Source organism: Haladaptatus sp. AB643 (genome assembly GCF_024136975.1).
Classification (GTDB): Archaea; Halobacteriota; Halobacteria; order Halobacteriales; family Haladaptataceae; genus Haladaptatus.
On record NZ_JAMYJW010000003.1, the window covers coordinates 334,033 to 348,478 of the forward strand.

Below are 14,446 nucleotides of genomic sequence, written 5' to 3' on the forward strand. Positions count from 1 at the left end.
TGGGGGCGACCTCTCCCTCTGACATGGCTCCCGGGGTCGTCCCCGACTACTCTTCGAATCGGAGACTGACGATGACCGACGTATCCACCCCATCGACGACCGACGAATACGAACTACTGACTGCGAAACAGAAAGAACAGGTCGGGAACACCGAGACGGCAACCGTTCGGCGCGTGCACGTGAGTGAGACGCACGTCTGTCTTTTACTCGAGTTCGGGTGGACGGCCGACCCGGCACGGGTCAGTTACGATTTGGACGACGACGGTGACGTGCGTAACCTCGAAGCCGTGACCGCCGAACACGGTTTCGAGTTCGTGCAGGTCGGGTACTTGGAAGAACTTCCGCTGGCAGTTCGATACACGGATGACGAATGGGTTCCGACCGCCCACACCGTGTCGTCGAGCGGGTACGGTTCCCTCCTCGAAGTCGTTAGCGTGGAGCGCGTTCGAACGGCCGTCCGTCGATTTGTCGTTCGGGTACGTTCGATAACCATGGAGGAGTTCATCGTCGGCGTGATACTCACCAAAAAAATGCTCGTGGTCGCGATTCTGATCTGGTGGCTGCTGTAGTTACTTCAGATTGATGGATATCGGCCGGTTCGTTGCGTTCTCGTATCTGTCGTACGTCATGTCGAAGGGAACACTGATCTCTTTCGTCTTTCCTGCGGGAACCGTTATAGTCGGTGTTTCCTCGTGAACAGTACCGTCCGTTTTTACTGTCACCTTGAGGTCCGCGGATTCCGTTTCCTTCCCGGTGTTTTTCACCGTAACGACGACCACGAGGTGGCCGTTTTCCCCCTTCTTCGGCTTGATTCCGCGACTTTCTAAGTCTCCGGATCGACTATTATCCCCGTCATCCTTTTGATTTCCACGGCCACCGAGAATAGCGGCACAACCGCTTATCGAGGTAAGAGAGACAACGAGACCGAGTTTCTGGAGGGATTCCCGTCTTCGCATACTCCATACCCATTGGAGCAGTTGGAATGAATCTTCTCATTCCGACTGCTTTTGTATTCGAACTACGTACCCCACGCCGTGCTTACGAAAGACCTGCTCCGGGTTTCCCGCGCCGGGGGAGGCTACCATCCGCAGTTCGCCGACCGAGAACACCGACCGCTCGCAGCACGCGTGCTCGGCACGTATCAGGGCCACGTCGGCGAACCGCACGCTCGGCTCCAGTCCGCACTGTCCGACCTCGAAGCTGACGCATCGGATTTCAAACTCGTTCGCGGGTTCGCCAAACTCCTCGAACGCGAAGCGACGTTCGAACCTCGTGCCCCCATCCGACCCGAACGCGCTCGAACCGTCGCGTTCGAAACCGCGGAGACGGTCGGTGTCGCCACCGAAGAGGAGCGAAAGACGGCGCTCGACCGCGCCGCGGAGCGCCTCGACGCGACTTCGGACGACGTCGCCACATCGCTGTACGCCGACCTCGAAGAGCGTCAACCGCTCGTCGCGTTCGATTCGCGATGGGACCCCGACGAACTCGTTGCCCAGTACAACCTCTCGCTCGCCCAAACCGCGCTGTTCGACGCGACGGAACTCCGGGTTCGAACCTCGGACCCGCGAGCGCTCGTCTCGGCCGTCAAACGACTCCGGTTGATGTACGAAATCCACAAGACGGACGCCGGACGGGAGGTCGTCGTCACCGGCCCGGACGCGCTCTTCCGTTCGACGCGGCGATACGGAACGCGGTTCGCCCGCCTGCTTCGAACCGTCGTCAAGGCCGATTCGTGGCGACTCGTGGCGACCATCGACGACTACGGAACCGAGCGCGAACTCGTGCTCTCCGATGCGGACCCCGTACGCCCACCCGGAACGGAACCCATCGCCGACGTGACGTTCGACAGCGACGTCGAGCGGGAGTTCGCGACCCGATTCGAAGCGCTCGAACTGGACTGGGACCTCGTCCGCGAACCGGAACCGCTCGCGGCGGGTGCCCGAGTGATGATTCCCGACTTCGCCTTCGACTATCGGCACGCCGACTTCCGCGTGTTCTTCGAGATCATGGGGTTCTGGACCCCCGAATACGTCGAAAAGAAGCTCTCTCAGTTGGACGCCGTGGATGACGTCCAACTGCTCGTCGCAGTGGACGAAACGCTCGGCGTCGGCGAGGAGATTTCCGCCCGGGACCACCGCGCGATTCCGTACTCGGGGTCGATTCGACTGAAGGACGTCCGTGACGCCCTCCGGCGGTACGAGGACGAACTCGTCGCCGCGAGCGTCGATGCGCTCCCCGACGAACTCGTGCCGGACGCGGACGTGGTTTCCATCGCAGACCTCGCCGAGGAACACGGCGTCAGCGAAGACGCGCTGGAAGGCAAGTCGTTCCCCCGGCATCGACAGGTCGGCAGAACACTGATTCGACCCGCCATCCTCACGGATATCGGGGACGAAATCGAGGACGGCATGGCCTACTCGGACGCGAAATCGACGTTCTCCGAGCGGGGTATCGAGGACGACAGCGCGCTCCTCTCGGAACTCGGCTACGTCGTCGAGTGGGAGGGACTGGGCGGCGGCGTCGTGCGACGCCACGAGTAAGATAGGTGGTGTGAAACCCTCAGAGGTCCCGCTGTCGCCCCTGCGGCACGAGCGACTGGAGTTCGCCGTGAAGGAACAGGCCGACGCCGAGCGGTTCGATTTTTCCCGCGATTTCGTGCGCGGCGATGAGATAGCCCCAATCGCCGTCCCAATCGACTTCCTGATCCTCGCCACGGGCGAACCGACTCGCTCGCTCGGCGTCGAGTTCGATGACGTTTTTCGTCGCGTGCCGACCGAACCGCTGGGCCGCGTTCGTCGTCGGCTTCCAGTGGCGCTGTCGCGTGCGGAGGAACGTCATCCCGAGCGCTTCGATGTGAACGGGCGATTCCAAATCGCCGTCGAGTATCCAGATCTTTCCTTTCCCCTTCTCCCAGAAGGAAGCGTGCTCGAACGTCTCCGGCGGGATGCCGAACCGTTCTTCCCACCAGTCGAGGACTTCGGCCCTGCTCACGCGCCCCGACACCTCGCGGCCGTCTTCCGTCTCCGGCAGGCGGTCGAATCGCTGGCCGTCGTTCGACGCGAGTTCCTCATCCCTATCGCTCATCGGCCCACCTCCAACTTCGCACAGAAGAACCCGCCCGTGTCGTTGTGGTGCGGGTAGAACCGTTTCGCCTTCCGAATGCTGTCGTCGAACTCGTCATCCTTCCACTCCGTGAGTCCCGGTTCGGATCGCAGGCCGATGTCGTACTCGACCAGTCGGCAGTCCTCGCGGGAGAGGACGTAATCGAGGACGGCCTCGTTCTCCTCCGGAGCGAACGTGCAGGTGGAGTACACCACTTTGCCCCCCTCGCGCGTGGCCTGTATCGCCCGGCGGAGAATTCCCTTCTGCACGCCAGCAACGCCTTCGATGTGGTCGAGTCCCCAGTCGTCCAGCGCGGTCGGGTTCTTTCGAATCGTCCCCTCGCAGGAACACGGAACGTCCACGAGCGACGCATCGAAGGTCTCGATGCCGAACGGTTTGAGCGAGAAGTTCCTGGCGTCCTGATTCGTCACGGCCGCGCAGGTGACGCCGAGTCGTTCGGTGTTGAACCGGAGCGCCGACAGTCGGCCGAGGTTGCTGTCGTTTGCCACGACCAACCCTTCGTCGTCCATCAGCGCGGCGAGTTGGGTCGTCTTGCTCCCCGGCGCGGCACAGGCATCCAACACCCGCTCGCCCGGTTCGGGGTCGAGGACGAACGCCGGAATCGAGGAGACCTCCTCCTGTCCGTGCGTCCAGCCGTGAAACGAGGGCCACGTGTTGCCGGGTTTGCCCTCGATTTCCAGTACGTTCTCGTTCCAATCGCGCGGCGACCACTCGACGCCGCCCTCGTCGAACGCCCGCGTTACCTGCTCGCGGGTCGCTTTGATGCGGTTGACCCTGACGACAGAGGGCAGCGGGCGCTCACACGCCGCGAGAAACGCCTCGAAATCGTCGAGTATGGGTTCGTAGCGCTCCAGTGCGTCCATTGCTCGGCTATGCGGGCGAGAGGTGTTTGTGGGTTTCGAAGTCGTCGGTGGCCGACCCGCCCGTCTCACCGTTTTCCCTCGCCCTCGTTATTAAGATGAGTCGGTCCGAATTTACGGGTATGACGAATATCGCCGTCGTCGCGGACGATATCGAACTCGACGAACCGACGTTGGTCGAAGGGCTCCCCGGACTCGGACTGGTCGGCAAAATCGCCACGGACCATCTCATCGAACAGTTCGATATGACCTACTACGCCGCGGTGGACTGCGATGGAATCCCCCAAATCGCAATCTACGAGGACGGAAAATCAGACCTCCTCCCGCCGGTTCGCATCTACGCCGACGAGGAACGCGACTTGCTCGCGCTGCGAAGCGACGTTCCCATCTCGGCGGACGCCGCCCCGGAGTTCGCGGACTGTGTCACGGGTTGGATGGAATCGAACGACGTGACGCCGCTCTACCTGAGCGGCCTGCCCCAGCAGAAACAACCCGGAAAAGTGCCCGAACTGTACGGGACCGCGACCGGCGACATGGCCCAACTGCTCGAAGAGTACGACATCGGGTTCCCGACCGAGATGGGAGCCATTAGCGGCCCGACCGGCGCGCTCCTCCACCGCGCCAGCCGACGCGGCGTCGACGCAATCGGCCTGATCGTCGAATCCGACCCGCAGTTCCCCGACCCCGAAGCGGCCCGCGTCCTCCTCGAAAAGGGCGTCGACCCCATCGCCGGTACCGAAGTGAACACCGAAGAACTGGTCGAGAGCGCCGAGGAGATTCGCGAGCAGAAAGAGCAGTTCGCACAGCGCATGCAGCAGACCGAAGAGGCGGAGAGTTCGCAGGCCCAACCGCTCAGAATGTTCCAATAGAACGTTTTACGACGGTCAGAAGTCAGCGGTCGCGTGCCGTAGCGCGCGACCGCTGACGGCTTCCCTGTAAAACGTTCATCAAAAGCGCTCCTCCCTCACTTCGTTTCAGATACCTCGCGGAGCGAGGTATCTGAACTCCGTTCAGTCGTCGGCCCGGAAAATCGGAGATTTTCCGGGAGTGTTGCTGGTCCCCGTGACTGTGTCGGTTGCTGATTTCTGGCGGTTGTGAAAATGCACGTTTTCGACGCCCCCGTCGATTGGCGCCATCGAATCCGGTCAGATGTCGGTGATAGTAACCGTTCAAAGTTGACACTCGCGTCCGATTTCGTTCTCGTACTCCGTCTTGATCCGTTCGAACAGTTCCTCCCCCAACTGCGTTTGAAAACGCGGAGCGGCGGTGGCGAAGAACTCGTCCAAGTTCTCGAACTCGTCGAAGTGGTCGTTCGATTTGGCTTCGTCGTACCGGTTCTGGGACTCGTACTTGAGCGCCTGAAGGCAGTTATCGACCAAGTCCATGTCCTTGACGAACCGTGCGGTCCGCGTCTCCCGCGCCTCGTACTCCTCCCACAACGACACCAACTCGCCGTCCTCGAAGGGACTGACGAGGTCGGTTACCGCGCTCCGTTCGGCGGCTTCCTTCTCCGCCGCCGAGATGATCTCTCGTCCGTCTTCCGCGCGGGTGGCGATATCCCCTGTTCGCGCTTCCCCGAGGTCGTGGATGAGGGCCATCGTAACCGCTCGTTCGCGGTCGACGTCGGCCCGTCCGGCGTAGAGGAGACACAGCGATGCCGTCCCCCACGTGTGTGCCGCGACCGACTCAGGAGCCTCGATGTTCCGCAGAACCCACCCGGTGCGGAGTTCGTCCTTCAAATCGAACCATTCCAGCAAGGAGTGTAGTTCGTCGCTCATCGTCCCGAGAACGGACGAGACGACTATTTAGAATGTCGGTTAATCGTGCAGTTACGCTTCGACCACGAGTTCGAACTTCCACTGTATCATAATCGCCGGGTTCGTTTCGTCAACGAAGTAATCGTCGGCGAGCGAGTCGTCCAGTTGAAACTCGAACTCGTCGTCAGGTGCTGGCGTTCGTCCGGCCTTCAGTTCCGTCTCGCCGACTCGAACGGTGGGAAAGGTATCTGGCATGGTGGTCGTGGGGGTGGGGGTTGTTGGGTTAGCAACTAGTTTTACAGGAAGGATCATCATACTTCTCCGAAGCCATCGCCTTTTTCCATCCCAACCGCTTTCCCCCACTCATGAGCGATACTGAGGACGTGGATTTGGACCAGTTCTTCCGCGACGTGGACAAGGTGTACAGCGAGTACGACAACGGCTACATGGACGCCGACGCGGCCCTCTCGGTCATCGACGACCATCTCGAAGCGCTTCGCGCACAGGTCGAGTAATCGAAGCGAAGAATTATCGGGTTCCGTTTCGTCGCTTTCGGTGTATGACCGGCTTTTCGGACAGGGTCGAACACGTATCGATAAGTGGCATTCGGAAAGTGTTCGAGGCCGCAGGTGAGGACGCCATCAATCTCGGACTCGGACAACCGGACTTCCCGACGCCGGAGCACGCCCGGGAGGCCGCGCTGGAGGCCATCGAATCGGGCGCGACGGACGCCTACACGTCGAACAAAGGGATTCCCCAGCTTCGGGAAGCCATCAGCGCGAAGCACGAACGCGACAACGACATCGACGTGCCGCCGGGGAACATCATCGCCACGGCGGGTGGCAGCGAAGCGCTCCACATCGCCCTCGAAGCGCACGTCAACGCGGGCGAGGAAGTCATCTTCCCCGACCCCGGGTTCGTCGCGTACGATGCGCTGACCCACCTCGCAGGCGGAACGCCGAAACCCGTTCCCGTGCGCGAGGATTTGACCATCGACCCCGCGGTTATCGAGGAACACATCACGGACGACACCGCCGCGTTCGTCGTCAACAGCCCCGGCAACCCGACCGGTGCAGTGTCGAGCGAGGAGGACATGCGCGAGTTCGCCCGCATTGCGGACGAACACGACGTCCTCTGCATCTCCGACGAGGTGTACGAACACATCGTCTTCGAGGGCGAACACTACTCGCCGATGCAGTTCGCGGAGACGGACAACGTCGTCGTCGTCAACGCCTGCTCGAAGACGTACTCGATGACCGGATGGCGACTCGGTTGGGTTGCGGGAAGCGAGCGCAGGATCGAGCGCATGCTCCGCGTTCACCAGTACGTTCAAGCCTGCGCGAGCGCTCCGGCGCAGTTCGCCGCGCTCGGCGCGCTGACCGGCCCGCAGGACACCGTCGAGGAGATGGCCGCCTCGTTCGAGGAACGCCGCGATATTCTCCTTTCGGGGCTGAACGACATCGGACTCGAAACGCCGACGCCGCAGGGTGCATTCTACGCCATGCCGAAAGTTCCGGACGGCTTCGTGGACGAAGTCCTCGAACGCGGCGTCGTCGTCGTCCCCGGCGAGGCGTTCGGCGAGCACGGTGCGGGCTACGCTCGCATCTCCTACGCGACGAGCGTCGAGGAAATCGAGGCGGCACTGGAAATCATGGGTGAAGCGGCGGACGCAGTTCGCTGAATTTTCCGCCCTCTTTCGGCCTGAGACTTTATCAGCGATGGCGTTGTCGGTCGATGCGATGCCCATCTCACGCCGCGGTTCCGGCGTGGTTCCTGCCGCACGCGCAGTCGCTTCGCAAGTCCACCCCGTGTTCATGCTTCCGCCCGTCGCAGCCTCGTGGTTCGGGAGCATGCTGGCCGGGGAATTTTCGCTCGCGACCGGCGGACTCCACATGGTCGCCATCTTCGCGGCCGTCTACACGGCCCACGTCAAGGACGGCTACGTCGATTTTTACATCCGGGGCGAGGACGAGGACCACCCGCTCACGGCGAACGGCTGTAAGCTCCTGCTCGTCGCCGCCGCGACCCTCTTCCTGGTTTGCCTCGGCGGACTCTGGGTGACCGTCGGCGTCGGCGCGGTGCTCATCACGCTCCCGACGTGGTTCATCGGCTATCTCCACGCGCCGCAACTCGACACGAACCCCATCACGACGACGACCGGTTATCCGCTCGGTATCGCGCTGTCGATCCTCGGCGGTTACTACGTCCAGACGGGGACGCTCTCGCCCGTCGCCATCGCGTTCGCGCTCGTCTTCCTCGTTCTGCTCTCGGGCGTGAAGGTCATCGACGACGCGCAGGATTACGAGTACGACCGCTCCATCTCGAAGCGAACCGTGGCCGTCGTCCTCGGGCAGAACCGCGCTCGAACGACCGCCTACGGACTCATTCTGTTCGCGTTGCTCTGTGTCCTCGGACTTTCGGTGTCGGGGGTGTTCCCGCCGAGTTCCGTTCTCGCAGTGGTGGCGTTCGGTGCCGTAGCCGTCGTCGCCTACCGGAGCGGCCCGGAACTCGCCACGATGTTGCTCATCCGCGGGTCGTACGTCTTCCTCGCGCTGTTGCTGACGGCGGTGTGGTTTCGTCCGCTCTCGTAAGCAGGGATACCTCGTCAAGTCGAGAGGAATTCCTTTCGTTCGGCCAATTCTCGTCCGGTCAGAACGGTCGTAGAGAGCTATATTTGATTGCGTGTCATACAGTTATTCGGGGGGAAACGATGACATCGACACGACAGAGCAACGTCGAAACGGTACAGCAAGTGTACGACGGCTTCAATGAGGGAGATCTTGACTCCGTGCTGGCCACGATGGCCGACGACATCGAATGGGTCGAACCGGAGGGGTCCCATTTTAGCGGAGTCTACCACGGTCCTGATACCATTCGAACGAACGTCTTCGAACCGGCCAGAGATGATTTCGAGGCATTTGATGTCGAACCCGACCGGTTCGTAGACGCTGGCGACACGGTCGTCGCGCTGGGGGCGTTCCACGCCACGACCAACGCGGGAGAACGATTCGAGAGTCCGTTCGCTCACGTCCATGAGTTACAGGACGGCAATATCACTCGCTTCGAGAATTATACCGACACAGCGCTGTGGCAGTAGGCCGCGGGCGCGTCTTTTTTGAGATACCCGTGCATCGAGCAACCGGAGTACGATGGGTGCGATAACACATTCCGCCAGCGTGCAATTATCTTCTATCCGGTTCTACACGTCTCTGACATCGAAACAGACATTTGACTGAAATAACGCTTACGCCCCCGCCCCCCGTTTTGTAATCGTATCCGTGATCGATCGACCAATAACCGAAGAAAAAGCCTACGCGTACATCACGCGTAAGGCCGCGCAGCCCCGCCAACTGCTCGTCTTCGAGCACGCCAACGAGGACGTTGGCGTGCAGGTCCCGAAAGGGACAATTGAGGACGGGGAAGCCCCCCACGAGGCAGTCGTCCGCGAAGTGCGAGAGGAGAGCGGTTTGACCGACTTCGATTCCGTCCGCCCGCTCTCCACGGACGTGTGGAACCATCACGAGAAGCCGAAAGCCTACCGGCGGCACTTCTTCCACCTCGTCGCCGACGAACCGCGCGACGAGTGGCGACACAAGGTCACCGGGAGCGGGGAGGACAACGGCGTCGTCTACAGCTACTTTTGGATTCAGCCCGGCACGTGTTCGCTCGCCCGCGACATGGACGACTACATCGAGCGAATTCTGGAGTGAGTTCGGGTCGCGTTTGACTACGGTTCGAGCGACCGACAGCGGTCGATCCATTGCATTTCGAAGGTCTCGTTCGTGACGACTCGTCCAGTAAGGTCCCCGATCTCCGTGACGCCTTCATCCTCACACCACGAGACGCACTGTTCGTACATCGCCATCGGAATCTCGTCCGTGTCCCGAACGACGCGAAGTTCGTCAGCACCCGAGAGATGAGCGACGAACGCGCGGGTGTGTCCGTCCGTGAGCGTCCACTCGCCGTGGATTTTTCGCACCGGAAGCGGGTCGTACTCCGGCGCATCGAAGTCGAGCCACTGTGTCACGAGAGATAGTTTTAGTCCGTTTATGTACAACTGACTGGGTCGAACTTCGGACAGCGGCAGGGCGAACGGTTCGGCCACGAGCATACGTCAACGTTTATCGGCGAAAATGCCGTCGGTAGACGTATGTCCGACATGACTCACGACGAGGCCATCGTCAACGGCGTCCGTCTCCACTACGTCGAAGCGGGTGATGGCCCACTCGTCCTCCTCCTGCACGGCTTCCCCGAATTCTGGTACTCGTGGCGCGACCAGATTCCGGCCCTCGCCGAGGCAGGGTACCACGTCGTCGCGCCCGACATGCGGGGATACAATGTCTCGGAGAAACCCCACGACGTCGAATCGTATCGAGTTGAGGAGTTGGTCGGCGACGTGGTCGGCCTCATGGATCACTTCGGCAGGGACGAGGCGTACGTCGTCGGCCACGACTGGGGTGGTGCCGTCGCATGGGAGGTCGGAATCCGCCACCCCGAGCGCGTCGCCAAACTCGCCGTCCTGAACGCACCGCACCCGGGACGGTTCCGCGAAGTCCTGCGGACGCCCGCACAGCTCCGACGTTCGTGGTACATGTTCTTCTTCCAGTTGCCGTGGCTTCCGGAGGCGTATCTCTCCGCCCGAAACTACGGCTCCATCGAGGGAATCTTCCGGGACACCCCGGTGAACTCGGATGCGTTCAGCGAGGCGGACGTCCAGCGTTACGTCGAGGCCGCTTCTCAGCCCGGCGCGTTGACGGGGTCCATCAACTACTACCGCGCGCTGTTCCGCGACGCCGTTCCGACGGGACTTCGGTCCCTCGTCGGCGGGTCGAGCCACTCCCTCGACGTGTCGGTACCGACCCTGCTGATTTGGGGCATGGAGGACTTCGCGCTCGGCAACGAGTTGACCGAAGGGCTGGACCGTTGGATTCCCGACTTGCGAATCGAGCGCCTATCCGACGCCAGTCACTGGGTCCAAAACGACCGGCCTGAAGCGGTGAACGACTCGTTGATCGAATTTCTGTCCGAGTAATCGGTTCGAGTGGCAACCGGCCCCTTCCCACACGCTTGCGATGACGTGGGTGCTCAGGTGCTCACCGGAGTTCTCGTCCCCGAACGAATCGCAACACGCCCGTTCCGATGCCGTAGCCGAGGAACGATCCGACGATACCGATGATTCCGAAACCGACAGCCAGTGTCCACAGCGGTGCTTGGGCGGTCGTTGGTTGACCGACGAGCACATGCGCCCCGACGACGATGGCGTACAGGACGCCGGGAGCGAGACCGACGGCGAGGCTGGCGAGGTAGCCGCCGCCGCGGAACGCGCTCGCGCCGGAGACGAACGGTGGGGCGTAGAAGAGCGCCACGGGAAGGAGCGTGTCAGCCAGTGTCGAACCGCTGCCAAGCGTCACGACGAGGAGGAGCGCGAGGACGATTCCCGCGTACCCCCCGACGAAGACCCACCAGTGTCGATTGCGACCCTCCGACCGCCCCCAGAGTTCCGAGACTGTTGCCATCCCGTCGGGGTGCAACGGCAAAGAAAATAAACTTTCATCCGAAGTAGCACGTTTCGACACCGGTCGAGTAACAGTTTTCCCGTGCCCCTTCCAATCATGAACAAGCATGACATACAGTGACACCGAGGTGTCATCTCGGGCGGAGCTGCGTGCGATTCAGGACGAACGACTGGCGGAGACGGTCGCACACGCCTACGAAAACGTCCCTCACTATCGTGACGCGTTGGACGAAGAGAACATCTCGCCCGACGACATCGGGGGCGTCGAGGACGTCTCGAAACTCCCGTTCACGACGAAGGAGGACTTCCGCGACAACTACCCGGACGGGATGTTCGCGGTACCGCGCGCGAAGTTGGCCCGTATTCACGCCTCGTCGGGGACCACCGGGAAGCCGAAAATCGTCGGCTACACGGACTCGGACCTCGGTATCTGGCGCGAGGTGATGGCCCGGTCGCTCCGTGCGGCAGGCGTCGAACCGGAGCACGTCGTTCAGAACGCCTACGGCTACGGTCTGTTCACGGGCGGCCTCGGGTTCCACGATGGCGTCGAGGAACTCGGCGCGTGTGTCATTCCAGTGGGTGGTGGCAACACCGCCCGACAGATCGACATGTTACTGGACATGGAAAGCGAGGTGCTCTCGTGTACCCCGTCGTACTGTCTCTACCTCGCCGAAGCGATGGAGGACCGCGGCATCGACCCACACGACCTCGCGCTCGAAACCGTCATCATCGGCGCGGAACCGTTCACGGACCCGATGCGCGAGGAGATCGAGGAAGCGCTCGACGTGACCGCCGTGGACGTGTACGGTCTTTCGGAAATCATCGGACCGGGCGTTTCCATCGAATGTGCCGAAGCACAGGATGGCCAGCACATCTGGGAGGACCACTTCTATCCCGAAGTCATCGACCCGGAGACGGGCGAATCGCTTCCCGAAGGAGAGGAAGGGGAACTCGTCATCACCAGTCTGACGAAGGAAGCCCTCCCCGTGTTGCGCTACCGAACCGGCGACATGACGACGCTGAACTACGAGGAGTGTGCGTGCGGACGGACGATGGTTCGCATGGGCAACGTCACCGGCCGCGCCGACGACCTGCTCATCGTTCGCGGCGTGAACGTCTACCCGAGCCAAATCGAGGAAGTGATGATCGATCTGGACGCCGTCGCGCCACACTATCGCATCGATCTAACGCGGGACGGCCAACTCGACAGGATGAAGATTTCCGTCGAATACCACGAAAACTTCGAGGACTCACCCGCGGAACTCCGTGATCGGATCGATGCCTGCCTGCGCGAGATTCTCGACGTGAAGCCCGACGAACTCGAAGTGGTCGAACCCGGCACCCTCGAACGAACCGAGGTCGGCAAAGTGAAGCGCGTGTTCGACCACCGCTGACGCGGCCACGACACGGTTCGATGTCTTCCAACGGTTCGCCGGCGCAACCGCGGGCGAGAAGACCGAAGCGACGTTGTAATCGGAATCCAGCGACGTTCGTCCGAAGTCGGTCAATCGATCCGGTTCGGAATCAGTTATTCGGAATCAGTTATTCGGTCCGGAGCCAGTTACTCAACAGCGACTCGCGCCCGTTCCGTCGTTCGACGCTGATGACGGTGCTGTGCGCCGAGGAGCGAACGTCCTCGGTCGTGGAACCGAAGACGAACTCACGAAGTCGGTGTTTCTGCGGTGCACCGATAACGGTCACGTCGTAGTATTGGGATTGGTCGATGATTGCCTCGGCAGCGTCGTCGGCCTCCAAAATCCACTCGTCCACCCCTTCGAACTCGTCCAGCCGTTCGTTCGCCGCAGTGACGTATCTCTCCGCGTCCGCGAGGAGTCGTTCGTCCCCTGATTCGGGAACGACGTGGAGCAGTTCGACCCACGCACCGTGCTTTTCGGCCAAACAACGCGCCGTGTCGACGGCCCGTCCGGAGTGTGGGCCCCCAGCGACCGGAACGAGGATCGAAGACACGTCGCGCGACGTGTGTGTCCCACCGACCGAGACGACGTCACAATCCACACTGCCACCGACGCGTGTCGAAACGCTTCGGCCGAGGGAGGTCGGCAACAGGGATTCGGATTCGGCGACGACGACGACATCGGCCGAGAACTCCACACACACGTTCCGTGCGATGGCCGAGACCGTCCGCCCGACGCGAGCCGCCGCCCGAGTCCGTATTCCGGACGACGAATCCACCACCGTTCGAAGCCTGTTTTGGGCCACCTTTCGCCGCTCTTCGAGCACCTTTTCCTCGAGGCCGAGCGGGGTTCCGGACGACCGGATGGCAACGTTGACGAAGACCAGCGTCCCACCGCGAGCGTCGGCGAGCGCCGCCGCGAACGAAATCGCCCGTTCGTCGTCCGCTCCGTCGGACAACACGACGACGTTCCGCCGCGATGGCCGCCCGCCGGTCGTCGCGTACAGTAACGATGGAGCCCACGGCATGGGACTCGTGTTCATATCACACGCGATTTGCTGAAACCGTATAAATCACACTATTATCTCCGTGAGTTATGAATTTAAGAATAGATCGGCGATTAAATCTTCATTTTCGTCAGATGAACGTTTCGAATTGGGTCACATCCAACGGTTTTCGAACAAAATGTACTCTCGATTGTATTCTTAGCGGAGTGGTGAAAATTCAAACGAATTTTCCAATAAGCACGATCCATTGACGGGTTAGCGGGGGCTGCGGTACGGGAAACGGTCAGGGTTTGTACACTCGGCCACGGAATATCGCGACTTCCGCCAGACCGTCGTCGTCCGCCGTGACGTCGTCCACCGTTTCCGTGTCCTCCCCGTTCCCGTCCGATCCGTCTTTCTCTACACAGACATCGACTCTGTACGTCCCCGTGCGCCGCGTCTCGTCCTCGCGCTCGGCGATTGCGACGAGCGTATCACCGACGTCCGCCGCCGCGAGATACGAGATGTTCGTCTCCAGTGCGAGCGCAGTCTCACCGTCGGAATTGGACGCGGCGGCGAACGCCGCGTCCGCGAGCGAGTACACCAGACCGCCGTGGGGCGTCCCGTGGAAGTTGAGCAGTTCGTCTCGAATTCTGAGCTCGGTTCGGGCGTGGCCCGATTCCAACACCGTGAGCTCGATTCCGAGGGTTTCACAGAACGGGTCGCTCGCGATTCTCTCGCGCCTGTCGTCCGGAACGTTCGCCATACATCGATTCAGTGCAATAATTACT

The 14,446-nt window shown here is 61.6% G+C and carries 19 protein-coding genes; 10 read left to right on the forward strand and 9 right to left on the reverse strand.

Features of this window, described 5'->3' with window-relative positions; genetic code table 11:
• Nucleotides 1–71: 71 nt before the first annotated feature.
• A complete protein-coding gene (locus NKF25_RS08795; RefSeq protein ID WP_253226305.1) occupies nucleotides 72–569 on the forward strand; it encodes a hypothetical protein in 498 nt (165 codons plus the stop codon).
• On the opposite strand, the gene NKF25_RS08800 is transcribed toward NKF25_RS08795, so the two are convergent.
• Nucleotides 570–956, reverse strand: a complete 387-nt coding sequence (locus NKF25_RS08800; protein WP_253226306.1) for a hypothetical protein — start codon at nucleotides 954–956, stop codon at nucleotides 570–572.
• Nucleotides 957–1,034: 78 nt separating this feature from the next.
• On the opposite strand from NKF25_RS08800, the gene NKF25_RS08805 reads away from it, so the two are divergent.
• Nucleotides 1,035–2,540 (forward strand): DUF790 family protein, encoded by a 1,506-nt coding sequence (locus tag NKF25_RS08805; protein ID WP_253226307.1) that lies wholly within the window; start codon nucleotides 1,035–1,037, stop codon nucleotides 2,538–2,540.
• A gap of 19 nt (nucleotides 2,541–2,559) precedes the next feature.
• Here the strand turns inward: NKF25_RS08805 and NKF25_RS08810 are convergent, their stop codons facing one another.
• Both NKF25_RS08810 and NKF25_RS08815 read right to left on the reverse strand, forming a co-directional pair.
• Nucleotides 2,560–3,084, reverse strand: coding sequence for a hypothetical protein (locus tag NKF25_RS08810; RefSeq protein ID WP_253226308.1), 525 nt, complete (start codon nucleotides 3,082–3,084; stop codon nucleotides 2,560–2,562).
• Nucleotides 3,081–3,986 carry an RsmB/NOP family class I SAM-dependent RNA methyltransferase gene (locus tag NKF25_RS08815; protein ID WP_253226309.1) on the reverse strand — a complete coding sequence of 302 codons (906 nt, stop codon included), beginning with the start codon at nucleotides 3,984–3,986 and terminating at the stop codon, nucleotides 3,081–3,083. The genes NKF25_RS08810 and NKF25_RS08815 overlap by 4 nt, the downstream gene beginning before the upstream one ends.
• Nucleotides 3,987–4,105: 119 nt before the next feature.
• Between NKF25_RS08815 and NKF25_RS08820 the strand changes: the two genes are divergently transcribed.
• Nucleotides 4,106–4,852 carry a proteasome assembly chaperone family protein gene (locus NKF25_RS08820; RefSeq protein ID WP_253226310.1) on the forward strand — a complete coding sequence of 249 codons (747 nt, stop codon included), beginning with the start codon at nucleotides 4,106–4,108 and terminating at the stop codon, nucleotides 4,850–4,852.
• A 300-nt stretch (nucleotides 4,853–5,152) separates the two neighbouring features.
• Here NKF25_RS08820 and NKF25_RS08825 read toward each other — a convergent pair whose 3' ends face one another.
• Together NKF25_RS08825 and NKF25_RS08830 are read right to left on the reverse strand one after the other, a co-directional pair.
• Nucleotides 5,153–5,761, reverse strand: coding sequence for an HD family hydrolase (locus NKF25_RS08825; protein ID WP_253226311.1), 609 nt, complete (start codon nucleotides 5,759–5,761; stop codon nucleotides 5,153–5,155).
• 51 nt (nucleotides 5,762–5,812) lie between these two features.
• Nucleotides 5,813–5,995, reverse strand: coding sequence for a hypothetical protein (locus tag NKF25_RS08830; RefSeq protein WP_253226312.1), 183 nt, complete (start codon nucleotides 5,993–5,995; stop codon nucleotides 5,813–5,815).
• 110 nt (nucleotides 5,996–6,105) lie between these two features.
• Between NKF25_RS08830 and NKF25_RS08835 the strand changes: the two genes are divergently transcribed.
• From NKF25_RS08835 to NKF25_RS08855, 5 genes are all read left to right on the forward strand, one after another.
• Nucleotides 6,106–6,255 carry a hypothetical protein gene (locus NKF25_RS08835; RefSeq protein WP_253226313.1) on the forward strand — a complete coding sequence of 50 codons (150 nt, stop codon included), beginning with the start codon at nucleotides 6,106–6,108 and terminating at the stop codon, nucleotides 6,253–6,255.
• A 44-nt stretch (nucleotides 6,256–6,299) separates the two neighbouring features.
• Nucleotides 6,300–7,421, forward strand: coding sequence for a pyridoxal phosphate-dependent aminotransferase (locus NKF25_RS08840; RefSeq protein ID WP_253226314.1), 1,122 nt, complete (start codon nucleotides 6,300–6,302; stop codon nucleotides 7,419–7,421).
• A 58-nt stretch (nucleotides 7,422–7,479) separates the two neighbouring features.
• Nucleotides 7,480–8,331, forward strand: a complete 852-nt coding sequence (locus NKF25_RS08845) for a UbiA family prenyltransferase (RefSeq protein WP_253226315.1) — start codon at nucleotides 7,480–7,482, stop codon at nucleotides 8,329–8,331.
• A gap of 119 nt (nucleotides 8,332–8,450) precedes the next feature.
• Nucleotides 8,451–8,837, forward strand: coding sequence for a nuclear transport factor 2 family protein (locus tag NKF25_RS08850; RefSeq protein ID WP_253226316.1), 387 nt, complete (start codon nucleotides 8,451–8,453; stop codon nucleotides 8,835–8,837).
• Nucleotides 8,838–9,018: 181 nt separating this feature from the next.
• Nucleotides 9,019–9,450 carry an NUDIX domain-containing protein gene (locus NKF25_RS08855; protein ID WP_253226317.1) on the forward strand — a complete coding sequence of 144 codons (432 nt, stop codon included), beginning with the start codon at nucleotides 9,019–9,021 and terminating at the stop codon, nucleotides 9,448–9,450.
• A gap of 17 nt (nucleotides 9,451–9,467) precedes the next feature.
• Here the strand turns inward: NKF25_RS08855 and NKF25_RS08860 are convergent, their stop codons facing one another.
• Entirely contained in the window at nucleotides 9,468–9,851 is a 384-nt protein-coding gene (locus tag NKF25_RS08860) for a hypothetical protein (protein WP_253226318.1), read from the reverse strand.
• Between the two features lie 39 nt (nucleotides 9,852–9,890).
• On the opposite strand from NKF25_RS08860, the gene NKF25_RS08865 reads away from it, so the two are divergent.
• A complete protein-coding gene (locus NKF25_RS08865) occupies nucleotides 9,891–10,772 on the forward strand; it encodes an alpha/beta hydrolase (RefSeq protein ID WP_253226319.1) in 882 nt (293 codons plus the stop codon).
• A 61-nt stretch (nucleotides 10,773–10,833) separates the two neighbouring features.
• Here NKF25_RS08865 and NKF25_RS08870 read toward each other — a convergent pair whose 3' ends face one another.
• Nucleotides 10,834–11,256, reverse strand: coding sequence for a hypothetical protein (locus tag NKF25_RS08870; RefSeq protein ID WP_253226320.1), 423 nt, complete (start codon nucleotides 11,254–11,256; stop codon nucleotides 10,834–10,836).
• A gap of 106 nt (nucleotides 11,257–11,362) precedes the next feature.
• Here NKF25_RS08870 and paaK point away from each other — a divergent pair, with 106 nt between their 5' ends.
• The gene (gene paaK, locus NKF25_RS08875; RefSeq protein ID WP_253226321.1) at nucleotides 11,363–12,649 is read left to right on the forward strand and encodes a phenylacetate--CoA ligase PaaK; all 1,287 of its coding nucleotides are present in this window, start codon (nucleotides 11,363–11,365) and stop codon (nucleotides 12,647–12,649) included.
• 148 nt (nucleotides 12,650–12,797) lie between these two features.
• Here the strand turns inward: paaK and NKF25_RS08880 are convergent, their stop codons facing one another.
• Nucleotides 12,798–13,712, reverse strand: coding sequence for a universal stress protein (locus NKF25_RS08880; RefSeq protein WP_253226322.1), 915 nt, complete (start codon nucleotides 13,710–13,712; stop codon nucleotides 12,798–12,800).
• 247 nt (nucleotides 13,713–13,959) lie between these two features.
• Entirely contained in the window at nucleotides 13,960–14,421 is a 462-nt protein-coding gene (locus NKF25_RS08885) for a hotdog fold thioesterase (protein WP_253226323.1), read from the reverse strand.
• Nucleotides 14,422–14,446 lie beyond the last annotated feature (25 nt).

Excerpts from the sequence above, each read along its gene's own strand:
- NKF25_RS08795 (WP_253226305.1), top strand. The coding sequence starts at position 72 with ATGACCGACGTATCCACCCCATCGACGACCGACGAATACGAACTACTG.
- NKF25_RS08800 (WP_253226306.1), bottom strand. The coding sequence starts at position 956 with ATGCGAAGACGGGAATCCCTCCAGAAACTCGGTCTCGTTGTCTCTCTT.
- NKF25_RS08810 (WP_253226308.1), bottom strand. The coding sequence starts at position 3,084 with ATGAGCGATAGGGATGAGGAACTCGCGTCGAACGACGGCCAGCGATTC.
- NKF25_RS08815 (WP_253226309.1), bottom strand. The coding sequence starts at position 3,986 with ATGGACGCACTGGAGCGCTACGAACCCATACTCGACGATTTCGAGGCG.
- NKF25_RS08820 (WP_253226310.1), top strand. The coding sequence starts at position 4,106 with ATGACGAATATCGCCGTCGTCGCGGACGATATCGAACTCGACGAACCG.
- NKF25_RS08825 (WP_253226311.1), bottom strand. The coding sequence starts at position 5,761 with ATGAGCGACGAACTACACTCCTTGCTGGAATGGTTCGATTTGAAGGAC.
- NKF25_RS08830 (WP_253226312.1), bottom strand. The coding sequence starts at position 5,995 with ATGCCAGATACCTTTCCCACCGTTCGAGTCGGCGAGACGGAACTGAAG.
- NKF25_RS08835 (WP_253226313.1), top strand. The coding sequence starts at position 6,106 with ATGAGCGATACTGAGGACGTGGATTTGGACCAGTTCTTCCGCGACGTG.
- NKF25_RS08840 (WP_253226314.1), top strand. The coding sequence starts at position 6,300 with ATGACCGGCTTTTCGGACAGGGTCGAACACGTATCGATAAGTGGCATT.
- NKF25_RS08845 (WP_253226315.1), top strand. The coding sequence starts at position 7,480 with ATGCCCATCTCACGCCGCGGTTCCGGCGTGGTTCCTGCCGCACGCGCA.
- NKF25_RS08850 (WP_253226316.1), top strand. The coding sequence starts at position 8,451 with ATGACATCGACACGACAGAGCAACGTCGAAACGGTACAGCAAGTGTAC.
- NKF25_RS08860 (WP_253226318.1), bottom strand. The coding sequence starts at position 9,851 with ATGCTCGTGGCCGAACCGTTCGCCCTGCCGCTGTCCGAAGTTCGACCC.
- NKF25_RS08865 (WP_253226319.1), top strand. The coding sequence starts at position 9,891 with ATGTCCGACATGACTCACGACGAGGCCATCGTCAACGGCGTCCGTCTC.
- NKF25_RS08870 (WP_253226320.1), bottom strand. The coding sequence starts at position 11,256 with ATGGCAACAGTCTCGGAACTCTGGGGGCGGTCGGAGGGTCGCAATCGA.
- paaK (WP_253226321.1), top strand. The coding sequence starts at position 11,363 with ATGACATACAGTGACACCGAGGTGTCATCTCGGGCGGAGCTGCGTGCG.
- NKF25_RS08880 (WP_253226322.1), bottom strand. The coding sequence starts at position 13,712 with ATGAACACGAGTCCCATGCCGTGGGCTCCATCGTTACTGTACGCGACG.
- NKF25_RS08885 (WP_253226323.1), bottom strand. The coding sequence starts at position 14,421 with ATGGCGAACGTTCCGGACGACAGGCGCGAGAGAATCGCGAGCGACCCG.